Genomic DNA, 18215 nt, shown 5'->3' on the forward strand with positions numbered 1-18215 from the left:
AACTAGAAATGACGAAAGTTCACCCTGTCTTTTATACTAACGTTTTAAAAATAAACTTTAGTTTTAAATCATTTGATTAACCAAAGGAAATGACGCGGTGTTTTTATTTCTTAAAAGCATTCCAGCCCTGGGCTTTCAGCTCGTGCACATTATTTGATTTGGACACCATTTTGCAACCCGAATTTTTATCCGTTACATGTCCGATTACCGTGATATCTACATCATGTTTGAGTTTTTTGTAATCATCCTGGCTAATGGTAAATAACAATTCATAATCTTCACCACCACTTAGCGCACAAACAGTTGGATCAATACCCAATTCGCGTGCAGTTTCATAAGTCATTGGATCTAAAGGAATTTTCTCTTCATAAATGGTCATGCCTTTATCTGATTGTTCGGCCAGATGAAGAATTTCTGAAGCTAAACCATCTGATACATCGATCATAGCAGTTGGTTTTATATTCATTTCATCTAAAAGCGCAACAATATCCATCCTGGCTTCAGGCTTCAGTTGTCGTTCGATGATATAATCCTTTCCTTCTAAATCCGGCTGGATCTGAGGATTTTCAAGATAGATCAATTTCTCTCTTTCTAAAATCTGCAGGCCTAAATAGGCTCCGCCCAAATCGCCCGAAACGCATAACAAATCATGTTCCTGTGCACCATTTCTGTACACCACTTTATCTGCATCGGCATAACCAATACTGGTAATACTGATCACCAAACCTTGCTTACTTGATGAAGTATCACCTCCTATCAAATCGATATTGTATTTATTACAGGCCAGTTCAATGCCTTTATAAATTTCTTCAACGGCTTCCAACGGAAATTTGCTCGACAAACCCAGCGAAACGGTAATCTGACTTGCCTTTCCATTCATGGCATAAATATCACTCAGGTTTACCTGTACGGCCTTATACCCCAAATGCATTAACGGCACATAAGCCAAATCAAAGTGGATTCCTTCCAATAATAAATCGGTCGAAATTAAAGTCTGTTTACCTTTTGCATCCAGTACTGCAGCATCATCGCCAACTCCTTTTACCGAATAATCATTTTTAATTTTAAAATTAGTAGTCAGGTGTTTAATTAAGCCGAATTCACCTAATTCATTAATATCTGTGCGTTCTTTATTTTCAAACATATCATATGTAATTATCGTCATGCTGATCCAATAACTATCGGATCAAGGTGACGGATATAATTTATTATTCTCCATCCAATTTCTTCCCTCGGTAAATCTGGCAATTAACATCGCCGCAACATTATCGCCTGTGGCATTTAATAATGTCGCCATCGGATCAACCAAAGTACCTATAATCATGGCAGGTGGTAACGCCTCGGGTGGTAACTGATAGGCCGAAATCATCAATAGTTCGCCTATGTAACCGCCGTTGGGTATTCCACCCTCAACAATGCTCACCAAAACGGTAATGCCAAGAGCCAGTACAATCGTATCTACATGCATTAAATCTTTACCAAAAATGGCAAAAACGACTGCAATTTTGATAATGGAACTGATGCTTGAGCCATCTTTATGCAAAGTTGATCCCAAAGGAATCGTTACATTGGTGATATATGCCGGTACGCCCATTTTCATAGTTCCTTCCAAATTTGCCGGAATAGTAGCAATGCTGCTACAGGTTCCAATGGAAGTTAAAGAAGGTACAATATTATTTTTCCAAAATACTTTTATTGCTTTAAATCCACCCGCAACGAAAGCATAAAAAGTAAAAAAAACAATAAAATAAAATGCCCCAACACCATAATACAAACCCAGGGCTTTAGCATAGGTACCAAAAAGCTGTGGACCAAATACCCCAACCTGGTAGGCAAAATAAGCACCCAATCCAACCGGCCCTAACTTCATAATTAAGATGATGAGTTTTTTCATCACTTCATTGCCTGAAACCAGGAATTTTTTAAAACTTTCGCCTTCCTTTTCAGCATATAAAGTTGAAAAACCTACCAAAACTGAAAAAATAATCAGCGCCAGCATATTTCTTCTACTTCCGATTTCGAAAAATTCTCCAACTGTTAAAAGTTGTGTCATTTGTTCGCCAAATGATTGTACCTTTCCAGGTTCAGCTGGCAAAGCAGCACTTCCTAATTGCTGATGGATAGGAAAGATCCATGTCGCAAACAAAGTTAAAACCGCAGAAATGATTATGGTAGAAAGAAATACCAAAACCATAATGGTTAATAATCTGCCTAACTTTTTTGTTCTATCGATATTTGCAATAGCTGAAGAAACCGCAAAAAATACCAACGGAATAACAGCTGTAAACAACAGGTTTAAAAATATATCTCCTAATGGTTTGATACTTTCAACGCTTTTTCCAAAAATTAAGCCAACGATACTTCCAACGGAAATTCCCGCCAAGAGCCATAGTAAGCCTGAGTAATTTTTAAGAATGTTGTTGTTTTTCATAAATAATTTCAATAAACCCATCAGGTTTTTAAAACCTGATGGGTTTGTTAGATTTTACAATCCCAATTCTGCTGAAATATCCAGCATTCTTTGAATCGGTTTGCGTGCCTGTTCTATAATATACTCAGGAACAGTTACTTCTGGCAAACCATTTTTAATACATAAATATAGTTTTTCTAAAGTATTTCTTTTCATATACGGACAATCGTTACAGGCACAACTGTTATTTGGTGGCGCCGGAATAAATGTTTTTGTCGGATTCGCCTTTTCCATCTGATGGATAATGCCACTTTCGGTAGCTACAATAAATTCTGTAGCAGGGTTAGTAATGGTATATTTTAAAAGCCCGGTTGTAGAACCAATATAATCAGCCATTTTCAAAACGACCTCTTCACATTCCGGATGGGCAATAAATTTAGCATTAGGATGGCGTTCTTTCAATTTTGTAATTTTTTCCTGCGAAAAAATTTCATGTACCATACAGGCACCGTTCCACAATACTAAATCTCGACCGGTTTTTTTTGCAACATAAGCCCCTAAGTTACGATCTGGTCCGAATATTATTTTTTGGTCTTTAGGTAAACTCTCAACAATCTGAACCGCGTTAGTACTCGTGCAAACAATGTCACTTAAAGCTTTTAATTCGGCCGTACAGTTTACATAAGTGATGACCAGGTGGTCAGGATATTTTTCCTTAAACTTCTTAAACAGATGTGGTGGACAACTATCTGCCAATGAGCAACCTGCTTTTACGTCCGGTAATAAAACAGTTTTTCCAGGAGATAAGATTTTTGCTGTTTCGGCCATAAAGTGTACACCAGCAAACACAATTACGTCAGCATCCGTTTTTGCAGCTTCTTGTGATAAGCCTAAACTATCGCCAATATAGTCCGCAATATCCTGTATATCAGGGTCTTGATAATAGTGAGCTAGGATTATGGCATTTTTTTCCTTCTTTAATTTCTCAATCTCTGCAAAAAGATCAAGCGTAGGGTCAATTTCTTCTTCTGCGAAACCTTTTTTATTGATTTCTTCTAAGACATCTATGTTCATTTTAAAATTTTCCTTTTTTGAATTTTGACGTTGGTCAAAGATAAAGCTTTCCACGTCTCAATAATTAATAAGTTATTTTAAATAAATAAATCTTGTTTGTTTATTAGTGTGTTAATATTGTTGACAAGTTTAGAAATTTCTTTCGTTTAGATAAGTTATTAATTGTTTACTAACATTTAGATTACATTTATCTAATATTATAAGTTTGATTTTCAGCGCTATCGAAAATGGCTTCAATTTTTATCAATAGTGGAATGTTAATTGTTTATAACTGGGGAAAAAGTTAATTACTTGTATAAAGCTGCTTAAAAATTGCGCAAAAGATTGTGGCAAATTGTGTTTTTAGAGTAGCTTTAAACATTCAAATTTATTTGTTAGGATAATTTAGACACAACGCTAACATTTATTAACTAGTTGTTAACATAGTGGATAAAGTAAATGTTTTTTATTAATGAAGAAAGTAGATTTTCTGGTAATTGGTTCAGGTATAGCAGGTTTGAGTTTTGCACTTAAAGCTGCCAGGTTTGGTAAGGTTTTAATTGTTACTAAATCGAATGAAGATGAATCGAATACAAAATACGCTCAGGGCGGTGTTGCAGTTGTGGTAGATAAAGGTGATTCTTTTGAAAAACATATCGAAGATACATTGATTGCGGGCGATGGATTATGTGACGAAAAAATTGTGGAAATCGTTGTAAAAGAGGGACCTCAGCGCATCCAGGAGATCATTGACTATGGTATAAATTTCGATAAGGACAATGCTGGTTTTTACGATTTGGCAAAAGAGGGGGGGCACTCTGAACACCGTGTTTTGCACTATAAAGACATCACCGGGTATGAGATTGAGCGGGTGTTGTTAAATGAAATTCACAAGAATAGCAACATAGAGATATTAACACATTACTTCGCACTGGAGTTAATTACCCAACATCACCTGGGTAAGTTTGTGGATAAACGTACTGAAGATATTAACTGTTATGGCATATATGCCTTTAACACAGAGCTTAACGATGTGGAAAAGATTGTGGCAAATGTGACTGTGATGGCTTCGGGTGGTGCGGGACATGTTTATTCGGCCACTACAAACCCGGTTATTGCAACAGGCGATGGAATGGCCATGGTTTACAGGGCAAAGGGTAAAGTGAGAAATATGGAGTTTATTCAGTTCCATCCAACTGCATTATATCATCCCGGAGAGTATCCGTCGTTCCTGATTTCTGAAGCCGTTAGGGGTTTTGGGGGTGTTTTAAGACGAAAGAATGGTGAAGAATTTATGCATGAGTATGATGAACGTAAGTCATTGGCGCCACGTGATATTGTTGCACGTGCTGTGGATAATGAAATGAAGAAATCGGGCGATGACTTCGTTTATCTTGATATTACGATGCGCAGCAAGGCTGATATATTGAAACACTTTCCAAATATTTATGCTAAATGTTTATCTATAGGAATAGATATGACTAAAGATTATATACCAGTTACACCTGCATCTCATTATATGTGTGGTGGTATCCTGGTGGATGAATATGGTCGTTCTTCCATTAAAAATTTATATGCTTGCGGAGAATGTTCTTCAACAGGTTTGCATGGAGCTAACCGATTGGCCTCCAATTCATTATTGGAAGCGACAGTTTTTGCACACCGGATCTATCAGGATGCTATCGAGAACTTTAAAAATAATGTTATTCCTGATCATATTCCGGAATGGGATTCGCAAGGTGTTACCCAAAGTAATGAGGATGTATTGGTAACGCATAACCTGAGGGAGTTACAGAAGGTTATGGGCGATTATGTAGGTATTGTACGTTCTGATTTCCGTTTGGAACGGGCACATCGTCGCTTGTTTTTAATTTACCAGGAGACGGAAGAGTTTTATAAAAAGAATAAAGTTTCAGTTAAATTGTGTGAGTTGAGAAACGTAATTCAAACGGCTTATTTAGTAATTAAATCGGCCATGCAGCGAAAAGAGAGTAGGGGACTACATTATACTACCGATTATCCTGAACATGCTAATGAATTGGTAGATACTGTTTTTTAGCCCCTAAATCCCCTGAATTGGGACTTTAATATATTATACATTATCCATCAACCCTTCCTACATTATATTATGCCTTTAATATTGCCTGTAAAAGATAAATATCCTGAAATAGGAAAAGATAATTTCATAGCGGAGAATGCGACGATTGTGGGTGATGTAACCATTGGCAATAAATGTTCCGTATGGTTTAATGCCGTAATCAGAGGCGATGTAAATGCCATTACGATCGGAAATGAGTCAAACATCCAGGATGGTGCAGTAATTCATGCTACTTACTTGAAAGCCTCCACACATATTGGCAATAGGGTATCTGTTGGACATAATGCCATTGTGCATGGCTGTACCGTTCAAGATCATGTGTTGATCGGTATGGGTGCCATTGTAATGGATCACGCTATAATAGAAGAGTATTGTATCATAGCAGCCGGATCTGTCGTATTGGAAAATACAATTTGCGAATCGGGTTACTTATATGCAGGTACGCCTGCAAAAAAAATAAAGCCCATTACCGAAGAGCAAAGGGCTTTACTTAATAAATTGCCTGATAATTATATCATGTATTCGGGTTGGTTTATGCAATAAATTTCGTCATTTCGACTGAAGTGAAACGGAATGCCCGTACAGCAGGGGAGAGATCTATCTCAAGATAGATCTCTCCCCTCCACTTTGTTTCGGTTGAGACGACCGATTTAAGGCGTTGGCGGTGGTATTACTAATGGATCTTCACGTTCCCAGTTTGGTTTCAAGTCCATCAATGCTTTTAAATACCATACTTTTTCAGGCTGGTATCCTTCCTTAACATTTCCCGTATCCCAGATGCCATTTTTATTTTCGTCATAAATAACCCTAAGCATATATTTACCTGCAGGATATTTAGAAAAAGTAATTTTTGAGTTTTTGCTAACCGGAAAAGACTTTATGACATCTTTTTTTTCGTTTAGAAACTGAACCACATATCTTTTAGAAGTATCCGGAACCGTTACATTTAATATTAAAGTAGTATAGGCGTCTTGACTTTCAAGCGTAAAACGTTTTGTAAGATCTTTATTTTTGGCGTTAAATATCGCGGTAAATGCGCCTGTACCCAATTTTAAATCGTAGTTTCTTTTGTTTTTCCAGGGATACTTAATATAGTATTTAAGAAAATCTGTACTATCTTTTACCAACTCAAAATTTGTTCTTTTTACAGAGTCTTCCAAAAGGGTGATTTTAGTTGGATCTGCAGCCGTAATAGGGAAAGATGAGGTTAATGTCAGCTGCTGGAAAGGATTTAATTTACTGCCTGTTAAGTTATCAGAAATGGTAATTTCGCGAGTGTAAGTATCTTTTTTACCCCTTGTAAAGTTTAAGGTCTGAAGAAGCTTTCCTTGATCCTCAACAGCCACCTTCACTGAATCAAAACTCATGTCATTCAGCCATACTTTAGCAGTATCGTTATTTTTGGTAAAGTGGACATACTTCCCTATATCTACTGCCGGAGGGTCGGTAACTGTTATTTTAGGGCGTTTTAGCTGCTGATTAAAGATGATTGATATACTACCATCATTATTTAGTTTCCGGTCCAGTACGCGGAATTCTGGAGGTAGCTCTTTAAATATCTGCAGGTTAATGTTTTCCAGGTTTTTATCGATTACGATGGGTTCTTTTATAAATCCAACTTCATCAGAAATCTGTTGGTATATTTTATCGCCACCTCCGGTATTTTCTTTAATGGCATAAACTTTATAGGTACCTTTTCTGAGGTTACTCAATTTGTACATACCGGCACTATCAGTAGTGGTATATATTGATGGACGTTTTTTACCGAAAATCGTATCTCTTTCTAAAGGCAAAATAAATACGGTAACTTCCTTTTCAGGTTCATCACTTAATGAATTTATAACTTTACCACTAATTGATAATGAATCAATATCTGGTCCTGTTGAAAAAACATAAGATAGATTTTTAACCACATTTCCTTCATTTACATCTGCAATAGATTTTCCAAAATTCAAGGTATAGGTTGTATTTTTTTCCAGAGAATCCTTAAGAATAATTTCCAATCTCTTCTGCCTCTTTTTTAACTCCGGAACTTTTTCCTGATCAGGTGAAATCGAAAATTCTTTAAACTCATCTTTCAGATTAAAATACTCATCAAACTCTATTACTATTTTTTTTGCATTAAAATTCCTTGTCTGATTTTTCGGAGTCATGCTTAAAACTTTTGGAGGCTTGGTATCTTTTGGTCCACCCTGTGGTGTCTGCATACTGGCACAACCAAAAAGTAGGAGCAAGGTGACAATAGCCGCTAAATTTTTAAGGTTAAAATAGTGATCTTTTAAATTTGGCATATTTTAATCGTTCTGACGGATTTTTGTACTTTTTGGAATATTATGTTTAAAAAATATTTTTTGTCGTTTAAATCGCTTTATTTTAAGTCTATTGAATTTTATTTAAGTGACTGATAATCAGTTATTTATTGATATAGACCATTAAAACGGAGATATCTGACGGAGAAACACCTGAAATTCTTGAAGCCTGACCTAAAGTACGAGGTTTTATTTTAAATAATTTTTCGCGTGCTTCTTTTGAGATGGAAACAATTTTATTATAGTCAAAATCTTGCTTGATTTCTTTATCTTCCATTTTCAGCATTTTCGCTACAATTTCATTTTCTTTTTCGAAATAGCTTTCGTATTTAATTTTAATTTCAGCTTGCTCAATAGTTTCTTTGTCTAAGGCTTTGGTCGCTTCAGCTAAAGGTTTACTAACCTTAATGATATCTTGTAAGCCGACATGAGGTCTGCCGACCAAACTGTGAATTTTTACGTTTTGGTTTAAAGCACTCGAGCCTAAACTTTCAAGCATCGGATTTGCATCGGCCATTTCAATTCCCTGACTTTTGGTAAATTTTACTAGAGCCTCGGCATCAGCAATTTTTTGATTCACCTTGTCCAATCGCTCATCTGAAATTAATCCCAGTTCATGTCCGATAGGAGAGAGGCGTATATCTGCATTATCCTGCCTTAATAATAAACGATGTTCAGCTCTGGAAGTAAACATTCGATAAGGCTCTTCTGTACCTTTAGTAACGAGATCATCTATTAACACACCGATGTAACTTTCAGATCTTTTCATAATCAGTTCGTGTTTATCGGTTATTTTTTGGTGTGCATTGATTCCTGCCATGAAACCTTGACAGGCAGCTTCTTCATACCCGGTTGTTCCGTTTATTTGCCCGGCTAAAAATAAATTGCTGATTAACTTAGTTTCCAATGTCAAAGATAATTGGGTAGGTGGGAAGAAATCGTATTCGATAGCATAACCAGGTCTGAACATTTTAGCCTTTTCGAAACCTGGAATTAACCTCAACGCTTTAAATTGGACGTCTTCTGGAAGAGAAGTTGAAAAACCATTTACATAAATTTCACAGGTATTCCATCCTTCAGGTTCAACGAATATTTGGTGTCTGTCACGTTCAGCGAAACGATTGATTTTATCTTCAATAGAAGGACAGTATCTCGGGCCTAAACCTTTGATACGACCAGTAAACATTGGTGATTTTTCAAAGCCTTCTTTCAATGTTTCATGTACATCACTATTGGTATATGTAATCCAGCAGCAACGCTGATCGGTGGAAACAAAAGTATCAGTATAAGAGAATTTTCCTGGGTTTTCGTCTCCCCATTGCTCTTCCATTTTGGTGTAATCTAGACTTCTTCCATCAACACGGGGTGGGGTACCGGTTTTCATACGGCCTGCTTCCATGCCTAATTCTACTAATTGTTCAGTAATTCCTGTTGATGATTTTTCTCCCGTTCTTCCTCCTCCAAATTTCTTTTCTCCAACGTGTATAGTACCGTTTAGAAATGTACCATTAGTTAATACTACGGCAGTACTTTTGATTTCAATACCTAAAGAAGTTTTAACGCCGTATACAGTATTATCTTTTACTAATAATCCCACGACACTATCTTGCCACATATCGAGATTTGGAGTTTTTTCCAATGCTAAGCGCCACTCTTCTGCAAATCGCATTCTATCTATTTGCGCTCTCGGGCTCCACATAGCAGGTCCTTTCGATTTATTCAGCATGCGGAACTGTATTGTTGATTTATCAGATATTATACCTGAATAACCGCCCAGGGCGTCGACTTCGCGAACAATCTGCCCTTTAGCAACGCCGCCCATAGCAGGGTTGCAACTCATTTGGGCGATAGTACCCATGTTCATAGTAATTAATAAAACAGATGATCCTAAGTTGGCAGCAGCAGCAGCAGCTTCACATCCTGCATGTCCTGCACCAACAACAATCAAATCGTATTTTGAAAACATCTTATTATATTTTAATTGTTTCACGTGAAACAATGTGATTTTTTATCGTTAAAATTTAACTTTCTTTTTTGTTGCTCGTATGTTCCACGTGAAACATACGTTTGATTTTAACAAGATTATTATTCTGAAAGCTCTAGCCAACGCATTGTATAATCATCTAATTTGGTTTGCAGCGTTTCAATCTCCATTGATATTTCTTGGATTTTAATATAATCAGAAGCATTGATATTATTTAAGGTGTTGGTTAATTCGTTTATTTTATTTTCCGTTTCCTCCATTCCTTTCTCAGCTTCTTCTAATTCTTTCTGTTCTTTAAAACTTAGTTTTTTTGTTGCTTTAATAGGCGCTTGCTCAGCGTTTGGAATAGGAGTTTTTTTTGTTTCTTTAGCTTTGGGCTGTTCTAAACTTAACCGGTATTCTGAATAATTACCGTTGTATATTTTAACAACACCTTCGCCCTCCATAATAAAAAGCTGATCGCTCATTTTGTCGAGCAAATACCGATCGTGCGAAACTAACATCAAAATGCCCGGAAAATTTTCTAAAAATTCCTCAAGCACATTTAAGGTGTCAATATCGAGGTCATTTGTTGGTTCATCCAGAATCAAAAAATTAGGATTTTGCATCAAGACCTTCATCAGGTTTAAACGCTTTTTTTCGCCACCACTTAATTTCTCTACCATGCCATGTTGTTTCTTGGGAGGAAAGAGAAAAAGTGTTAATAGGGCAGAAGCGGTAATAACCGAACCATCCGCCATTTTAATATATTCAGCATCTGATTTTACAATGTCTATTACGCGCTCTTTAGGATCGAAAGTTAAACCACCCTGTTTGTAATATCCAAATACAGTTGTTTCGCCAGTATCAACTTTACCATTATCTGGCTTTAAATTGCTGGTGATGATATTCAAAAGTGTTGATTTACCTGTTCCATTTTTTCCTGCTAAACCAATACGATCACCTTTTTTAAAGGTATAACTGAAATCATTAATGATTGGCCGACCTTCAAAACTTTTTTTTATGTGATCTAATTCAATGATTTTGCCTCCCTGCCTAGACATTTTCATTTTAAGGGTAACACTTTGATTTTCAGACTTTTTCTTGGTTTTGTCCTCTAAATCGTAAAAAGCATCAATCCTGGCCTGAGATTTCGTTGCACGCGCTTGTGGCATGCGTCTCATCCACTCTAATTCTTTCTTTAATAGCTGTTGGTTCTTGTATAAAACAGTTGCGTCCAAAGCCTCCCTTTCTGCTTTCTTTTCGAGGAAGTATGCATAATTTCCATTGTAGTTGAAAATTTTTCCTCTATCCAGTTCTACAATGGTATTACAAACATTATCTAAAAAGTATCTGTCATGTGTAACCAACAGAATGGTTTTTTGTCCGGTAGTTAATAACTTCTCTAACCATTCAATCGTATCTATATCTAAATGGTTGGTAGGTTCATCGAGTACCAGGATTTCAGGATCTTCAATTAATAGTTTTGCTAAAGCCAAACGTTTCTTTTGTCCGCCAGAAAGCGTATCAATTTTTTGTTGAAGATGAGTAATTCCCATCCGGTTTAGAATGGTTTTAATTTCATGTTCGTATTCCCAGGCATTATGCTCACTTAATTCTTCATATAAGCGATTGAGTATGTTTTCATCTGGGTTCGGTTGTTCAATTAACTCTTCATATTCTTTGATGAGCTGCTGTTGCTTATTTTCAAGCGAAAAGATATGGTCGCTAATAGAAAATCCCGCTGTGAACTGAGGTTCCTGATCCAAAAAACCGATTTTAACGGATTTATTTTTTACTATTTTACCCTCAAGCGGAGGGAACCGATCAGCCAATAATTTCAATAACGTGCTCTTACCTGCGCCATTAATACCAACCAGCGCCACGCGTTGACCGGAATTAATACCGAGGGTTAAATTTTTAAATAACCATTCATCATGATAACCATGTCCTAAGCCTTCTGCCGCAATTAATGTGCTCAATTTTTCTGTATTTCGGATTTATAAAAGAAAATTATTGCAAAGGTAAGTATAAATTATTTGCAACGCTAAACAGATATCTCAAAGCTGTTGTGTATCAGCTAAAATGGCAACAACTTGATGTATTGTGATTGTTTTGAATGTTGATCAGTGATGGTTCTAAAACAAAACAGCGGTTGGACTCGCTCCACCGCTGCTTCAATCATTAACTAAAACTAAACTTTATCTTGAATAATAGCTGAGAATATGACTTATGCCCGTTATTATTATCATTGCTTTTTAAATGAGACTTTAATAACTGAGAAATGTTGCATAGAGGTTCACAGGATTATACCAGTAGTGTATAATTATCGACGAATACCAGTATCGTTTAGACGAACAGAAAAATAGAAGAGCTATATTTGTAAAAAAATGGAAGGTAAAGATTCTTCGCTGCCCTTAGAAAGACAACAGGGGAATGGGAGGTTAAACTAATCCAAATTCACTTCGATATGCCAAATATTCATCTTCCTTTTGTGTCATAAGGGTTTTTGCAGCTTTTCCTTTATCCTTATAACCCAACAGGTGCAGGGTTCCATGGATCATAATACGGCAAACCTCATCAAATGTTGAAGTTTTATAGGTTTTAGCATTTTCTTTTACACGCTCAATACTGATGAATATATCACTTATGATCAGTTTTTCTTCTTCAGAATTATCGAAGGTAATGATATCCGTATAGGTATCGTGATTTAAATATTGTTGGTTGATGCTTAAAAGATATTCATCACTACAAAAAATGAAATTAAGTTCCTGCAATTGATATCCTTCCTTTTCTATAGTAGCTTTAACCCATTTTTTGATTTTCAATTTTTGAGGAAGGCTATAGCTAATGGATTCGGTAAAAAAAGAAATTGCAGGCATACAGTAGTGTTTAATGGCTGCAAATTTAAGAAATATATTTTCGTCATTTCGAGCGGAGTGCAACGAAGTGGAGAAATCTTTCTGTCTTAGTCTCTTCCAAACGTTGGGAATGCTCTTCAATTGAAATAACGAGCGTATCATCGCTCTATATTCAACGATTTTAAATATTCTGCTATCTTATTTTTATAATAATAATTTAAACCAGGAGGAATCTTCTGCAGTATATCACTGCCATTTTGCTGCTGTTTTTTAAATTGATCCAGCATTTTTTGATAGGATGGAGGAAACTCTTTTGCTGCCTTACTTTCCCTTTTCGAATCTTCTTCCTGATCGCGCTCTGCTTTCTCTGCTTCTAACAACTTGGTCAGGAGATTTTTTTGTCGGTTTAAGGTTTCCTGTTGTAGACGTTTGTTTACCAGATCACTCTCCGTCTGTTTCATTTCTTTAATGGCCTCATTTAGGTTGCCCAACTTACCGGTGCCGTCTTTATTTTCTTCACGGTTAAGTTTTTCTAAAGCCTGACGGATCATTTGTTGTTGCTGAGCCATTTTACCAAATTCCTGGCTCATTTGTCCTTTACCAACCGTACCTTGATTACCGCCTTGTTTTTGCAGCTGCTCACGGGCCTTTTGCATGCCCTTATTTAGTTGTTCCTGCATTTGCGACAGTTGTTTCATACCCTGCTTTTGTTTTTTTCCACTACCACCTTTGCTGTTTTTCTGCATATTTTGCAATTGACTGAGTGCTTCGCTTAACATTAATGTTAAATTATTGATAGAAGTCATGGTAAATTGCTGGAAACGGTTAGCTTCCGCTGTTCTTCTGTCGCCTAGATTTTCTAAGCTTTTATCGAGGTTAAAATTAATTTTATTCATTTCCTCGTTAACAGTGGATTCTATTTGCGGAACGCGTTTACTTAAACTATACAAACTGTCAGAAATGGTTTTAAGATTATCTTTAATGCTTCGTTGTTTTTGAACGTTGCTGGTGTAAGATGGGTCAGTTGCAGACATTTTCTTTAAAGCGAGCATTACTTTTTCCTGATCAAAAGAAGTGGTCAGCAGGTTTTCAAGTAGTCGTCTTAGTTCCTTAGCATTCAGGTTATTCTCCATTTCTTCGCCCTGTTGCTGCATTTCACTCATCTTTTTAGCAAGTTTTTCCATTTGCTCTCCTGCTTTTTGCTGCTTCTGGCTTCCACTTTTAGCGTCTTTTTTATCCAGGGCATCTTTACTGTCTTGCTGATCTTTTTGTATATCCTGAATCTCCTTTTCCGGGTTTTCGAAAGGATTTGGCCGGTCTAAGGATTTATTTTTTTCTTCCAGTTTTTTCAGGTCATCCTTCAGGTCTTTCATCTCCTTATTTAGCACATCCTGTTTCTGCTTTAACGATTCATAATCTTGCTTTTTATCTTTTGTTTGCTGTGAAAGTTCTTTTTGTTGTTTTGCCAACTCATTTAACCGGTCAATGTCATTTTGTAGATTCTGCTCAAATTCCAGCTGTTTATAAAGCTCTAAAATCCTGTCAAGTTCGTTTTTAAGGGTTTTATTGTCCAATTGCATTTTTGACAGTTCGTTCTGCGTCTGATCTTTATTTTTCTCATTCATCAGGTCCTGAAGTTTTTGCAAAAGTTCTTTTGTTTTGTCATCCAATACATGGTCAAACAGGTCTTTGATCTGTTTTTGTTTTTCGATAAGTTCTTTTGTCTGTTTTTGATCCTGTTGTTGCTGGATATTTTTATCATTTTGGGCTTTAATATCCTTTATGGCCTCATCCAGTTGCTTCTGTTTATCTAGAAGGGCTTCAATCTGTTTTTTATCTTCAAAAGATATCTGTTTTTTATCAATAAGGCTTTCGGCTACTTTTTTGCTCTCTTTTTCGATCGTGTTGGCCAGGCGTATGGCCGATTGCACTTTCTGCTTTAACGCCTGATTGCTTGCATTTACCTGTTCGGCGGATTCTTTTTTAGTCGGCTGTTTAAAGGTTTTAATTTCAGATCGTGTAACCTTGGCACCATTTACGCCATCATTATCGGCTACTTCAAAATAATATTCAATTTCCTGACCAGGTTTGGCGGCAACAGCTTTTAAATCCCAGAAATAGAGAAAATTATTTGCAGTCGCATTACTTTTAATGGCAATGTTTTTGGTAACGGTACCAATAATACGGTTATTTTCTCTGAGGTTGTATTTAAAGCTCAAGCGGCTAAATCCGTAATCATCAGTTACCTGTCCGCTAAAATATAATACTTTGTTACTAAGAGAATCCTGCTTTTCTTCCACATTAATCTGTGGAGCCTGATCTTTGATTACCGTAATTTGATGCGAAAGAGAATCTCTTATGGTAACATATTGATTTTTTGGGATGATACTATATCTTGAATTGTTTTTGATAGTAGCTCTAAAATGAGCCACATCATTATTGATTTTAAGCAGGTTTTCGGCTCCATTAAGCATAAACAGGACCTGTTCGCTTTTTTCAGTCTTAAAGCTCCAGGTTACTTTGGTGCCTTCGGGAAGGAGCAGATCTCTGACATTGTCAACCGATTCTGTATTTTTGCCCAAATAAGCAGGATAATTTAAGGTAGCTGTGGCATTGAGCAATTCCGGGCGAGGTTTAACGGTAACGGTAAACACGGAAGAACTAAAACCACCGCCTTTGAAAATCAATTTTTTATCATTCTGGATATTTTTGATACTATAATTAAACTTGTTAATGCTTTCTTTTTCCAATTTATAGGTGTTCTTGCCATCTTCCACATAAATCTCTGCCGGGAGTTCATCACCGGTCAGTTTTAGGTTCAGTGTTAAATCATCACCCTGTGTAGGGGTTAAGCTTTTATTTAGAATGGTAAAGCTAAATGGCGCTTTTGGGGCAATATATTCACTGTACCTTAAGAAACTGTTCGTACCCTCTCGTAAAATAGCAGGCGCTATAATGGCAATGAGCAGGATGATGGATAGGGGAACAAAAAGATATTTTAAATATTTCCGGTTATCGTTAATCCTAACTGCCGTGTAAAATGGAACGGGCCTGAGTTCAATGATCTTTTGATCAATGCTGGCCATAATGAGGCGGTTATTTTCAGGATTTTTCTCCGCTAAGTGATGAAGCTGCAGCGTATTCAATAATTTATCCTTAATATCGGAAAAGTGATTTCCGATGATAACCGATGCTTCATCCAAAGTAAGGTGTTTGCCTAATTTTAGCATAGCAAGCAATGGCCTAACAATTAAAAAGCCGACCAGCAATACACCTGTAAGCAGATAAGCAAAAAATACAAAGGTTTTAAAGCCAGCTGTTGGGTTCAGGTAATAAAGGCTTAAAAAAACAAAGAGATACAGGCCCAGAAGTATTGCCGCAGCATAAATACTGCCCCGCAAAATTTTATTCAGGTAAAACTTGCGGATAAACTCATCTATCTTCCGCAACAAATCGTTGTAATTATTGCTCACCATATCTCCGTAAATGTAAAAATTGTTCCAGTCAATTAAAAGGAAAGTATTTAAGGTAACGCGTTTATTTCAAATTGTTTATTATCCAGGTAAGCTTTAAATAAAAAGGATATTGAAGTCAGCCTGGGTTTAAATAGTGAATGTAAGAATGGGTTCTTTCTTAAAGATCAGAAGTTTTTAGCCCCGCACGTAGCGGCATCCCCGTAGCACCGTTAAAGAATAAGGTGTATTACGGTAAAAATCTTTAATAGCCGTACCAGCTTAGCGCTTAAAAAAAATCGTTTTTATAAAGGGAGGCATGCGACCAAGGTTTGTGCAACAAATTATGATCACGTTAACTACGCGTTAATTTGAAAATCTTTATCTTGTTATATTAATACAAAGGTTACATAGATTTTAAACGAGTAACCTGATAAAAATCTACTTTTGGCTTTTTGTATAATCATGCCCATATGAAACGAATTCTTATTTCTACACTAATGTTATTCTTTTTTACTGCTTCTTTCGGCCAGAAATTTAACTGGAATAAAAATCAGGTAATTGCTCACCGTGGTGCGTGGAAGAAAAACAATTTTCCTCAAAATTCCATTGCTTCATTAAATGAAGCCGTAAAACTGGGTTGTTATGGTTCGGAATTCGACGTATGGATGACGACAGATAATATTCTGGTGGTTAACCACGATCCCGAGTTTCAGGGTTTAACCATAGAGAAGGTAAATTATGCAGATTTGTTGACCAAAACCATGAGCAATGGTGAAAAAATTCCAACATTGGAAGCTTATTTATTAGCAGGTAAAAAACAGAAAACCACCAAACTGATTTTGGAAATAAAACCCTCATTGATCAGCAAAGAACGTGGTATCGAGGTAACTAATAAATGCATAGAAATGGTTAAGAAACTAAAAGTAACTGACTGGGTTGAATACATCAGCTTTGATTACGATTACTGCAAACGCATTTTAACTTTATTGCCAAATGCAAAAGTTGCTTATTTAAAAGGTGAAATTAGTGCTGAGCAGATGAAGGCAGATAAATTAACGGGTGTTGATTACCATTACAGTGTTTACCAAAAAGATAATTGGATTGAAAATGCGCAAAAATTAGGTTTAACGGTAAATGCATGGACGGTAAATACGGTGCCTGAAATGCAGTGGTTATTGGCCCACAATGTAGAATACATTACCACAAACGAGCCTGAATTGCTTTTTGACGAGATTAAAAAAACACCGGTTGCCCAGGGATGGAAGTTAAAATGGGCAGATGAATTTGACGATGCCGGATTGCCGTTAACTAAAAACTGGGGCTACGATGTAGGTGGCAGAGGTTGGGGGAATAACGAGCTGCAATATTATACCGATGCCGATACTGCAAATGCAGTTGTTAAAAAAGGAAACCTGAATATTATAGCGCTAAAAGCTGATAAGGAAAACAGGAACTACACTTCAGCCAGGTTGGTAACCAAAAATAAATTCGATTTTAAATACGGTAGGGTTGAAGTCCGTGCAATGTTACCTAAGGGCAGAGGCTTGTGGCCTGCCATATGGGCGCTTCCAACGGATTCGAAATATGGTAGCTGGCCCAGGAGTGGCGAGATCGATATTATGGAACATGTAGGTTACGATCCTGATAGCGTTCATGGAACCGTACACACTGAAAAATTCAACCATGTAATTCATACACAGGTGGGTAAGGCCCTAAAGGTTAATAATCCGTATACCGCATACCACGTTTATGCAATAGAATGGTTTACAGATCATATCGATTTCTTTATCGACGATCAAAAATACCTCACTTTTAAAAATACCAAAAAGGGATCTGGCGACTGGCCATTTGATCAAAACTTCCATCTGATCTTAAACGTTGCGGTAGGTGGCGATTGGGGTGGAAAAAAAGGGGTGGATGATGCTGCTTTCCCTGCGACTATGAAAGTGGATTATGTAAGGGTATTTCAGAAGTAATTCGAGCATTCATTGTCTATTATTGGGTTAAATGTTAATTGTTTAAATCGGTTAACTGATGACGAACTGTCAACTGTAACATGGTAACTG

General features: G+C 36.6%; 11 protein-coding genes. 3 read left to right on the forward strand and 8 right to left on the reverse strand.

The features are described 5' to 3' along the window. Positions 1-103: 103 nt before the first annotated feature. From thiL to nadA, 3 genes are read right to left on the reverse strand one after another with little or no spacing between them, the layout of a single operon-like run. On the reverse strand, positions 104-1144 hold the full coding sequence (gene thiL, locus ACIQXP_RS20255; protein WP_293745146.1) for a thiamine-phosphate kinase: 1041 nt from the start codon (positions 1142-1144) through the stop codon (positions 104-106). A gap of 42 nt (positions 1145-1186) precedes the next feature. After that, positions 1187-2431, reverse strand: coding sequence for a dicarboxylate/amino acid:cation symporter (locus ACIQXP_RS20260; protein WP_387507289.1), 1245 nt, complete (start codon positions 2429-2431; stop codon positions 1187-1189). 54 nt (positions 2432-2485) lie between these two features. Next, positions 2486-3526: a quinolinate synthase NadA gene (gene nadA, locus ACIQXP_RS20265; protein ID WP_387507413.1), complete on the reverse strand. Its 1041-nt coding sequence runs from the start codon at positions 3524-3526 to the stop codon at positions 2486-2488. Between the two features lie 409 nt (positions 3527-3935). On the opposite strand from nadA, the gene nadB reads away from it, so the two are divergent. Next, positions 3936-5522, forward strand: coding sequence for an L-aspartate oxidase (nadB, locus tag ACIQXP_RS20270; protein WP_387507292.1), 1587 nt, complete (start codon positions 3936-3938; stop codon positions 5520-5522). 69 nt (positions 5523-5591) lie between these two features. After that, on the forward strand, positions 5592-6104 hold the full coding sequence (locus ACIQXP_RS20275; RefSeq protein WP_293744975.1) for a gamma carbonic anhydrase family protein: 513 nt from the start codon (positions 5592-5594) through the stop codon (positions 6102-6104). Between the two features lie 107 nt (positions 6105-6211). On the opposite strand, the gene ACIQXP_RS20280 is transcribed toward ACIQXP_RS20275, so the two are convergent. The 5 genes from ACIQXP_RS20280 to ACIQXP_RS20300 all read right to left on the reverse strand — a co-directional run bounded on the left by ACIQXP_RS20280 (position 6212) and on the right by ACIQXP_RS20300 (position 16170). Further along, positions 6212-7852, reverse strand: coding sequence for an Ig-like domain-containing protein (locus ACIQXP_RS20280; protein WP_387507294.1), 1641 nt, complete (start codon positions 7850-7852; stop codon positions 6212-6214). A 121-nt stretch (positions 7853-7973) separates the two neighbouring features. Next, positions 7974-9836: a tRNA uridine-5-carboxymethylaminomethyl(34) synthesis enzyme MnmG gene (gene mnmG, locus ACIQXP_RS20285; protein ID WP_387507415.1), complete on the reverse strand. Its 1863-nt coding sequence runs from the start codon at positions 9834-9836 to the stop codon at positions 7974-7976. Positions 9837-9955: 119 nt separating this feature from the next. Continuing rightward, positions 9956-11815, reverse strand: coding sequence for an ABC-F family ATP-binding cassette domain-containing protein (locus ACIQXP_RS20290; protein WP_387507296.1), 1860 nt, complete (start codon positions 11813-11815; stop codon positions 9956-9958). Positions 11816-12277: 462 nt separating this feature from the next. Further along, entirely contained in the window at positions 12278-12715 is a 438-nt protein-coding gene (gene ybeY, locus ACIQXP_RS20295; RefSeq protein ID WP_293744972.1) for an rRNA maturation RNase YbeY, read from the reverse strand. A 137-nt stretch (positions 12716-12852) separates the two neighbouring features. After that, entirely contained in the window at positions 12853-16170 is a 3318-nt protein-coding gene (locus ACIQXP_RS20300; protein WP_387507300.1) for a DUF4175 family protein, read from the reverse strand. A 449-nt stretch (positions 16171-16619) separates the two neighbouring features. Here ACIQXP_RS20300 and ACIQXP_RS20305 point away from each other — a divergent pair, with 449 nt between their 5' ends. Then, positions 16620-18125, forward strand: coding sequence for a family 16 glycosylhydrolase (locus tag ACIQXP_RS20305; RefSeq protein ID WP_387507303.1), 1506 nt, complete (start codon positions 16620-16622; stop codon positions 18123-18125). Positions 18126-18215: the final 90 nt, after the last annotated feature.

The organism is Pedobacter suwonensis (genome assembly GCF_044762335.1).
Lineage (GTDB): Bacteria > Bacteroidota > Bacteroidia > Sphingobacteriales > Sphingobacteriaceae > Pedobacter.

Coding starts and splice junctions, on each gene's coding strand:
- thiL (WP_293745146.1), bottom strand. CDS start 1,144: ATGTTTGAAAATAAAGAACGCACAGATATTAATGAATTAGGTGAATTC.
- ACIQXP_RS20260 (WP_387507289.1), bottom strand. CDS start 2,431: ATGAAAAACAACAACATTCTTAAAAATTACTCAGGCTTACTATGGCTC.
- nadB (WP_387507292.1), top strand. CDS start 3,936: ATGAAGAAAGTAGATTTTCTGGTAATTGGTTCAGGTATAGCAGGTTTG.
- ACIQXP_RS20275 (WP_293744975.1), top strand. CDS start 5,592: ATGCCTTTAATATTGCCTGTAAAAGATAAATATCCTGAAATAGGAAAA.
- ACIQXP_RS20280 (WP_387507294.1), bottom strand. CDS start 7,852: ATGCCAAATTTAAAAGATCACTATTTTAACCTTAAAAATTTAGCGGCT.
- mnmG (WP_387507415.1), bottom strand. CDS start 9,836: ATGTTTTCAAAATACGATTTGATTGTTGTTGGTGCAGGACATGCAGGA.
- ybeY (WP_293744972.1), bottom strand. CDS start 12,715: ATGCCTGCAATTTCTTTTTTTACCGAATCCATTAGCTATAGCCTTCCT.
- ACIQXP_RS20300 (WP_387507300.1), bottom strand. CDS start 16,170: ATGGTGAGCAATAATTACAACGATTTGTTGCGGAAGATAGATGAGTTT.
- ACIQXP_RS20305 (WP_387507303.1), top strand. CDS start 16,620: ATGAAACGAATTCTTATTTCTACACTAATGTTATTCTTTTTTACTGCT.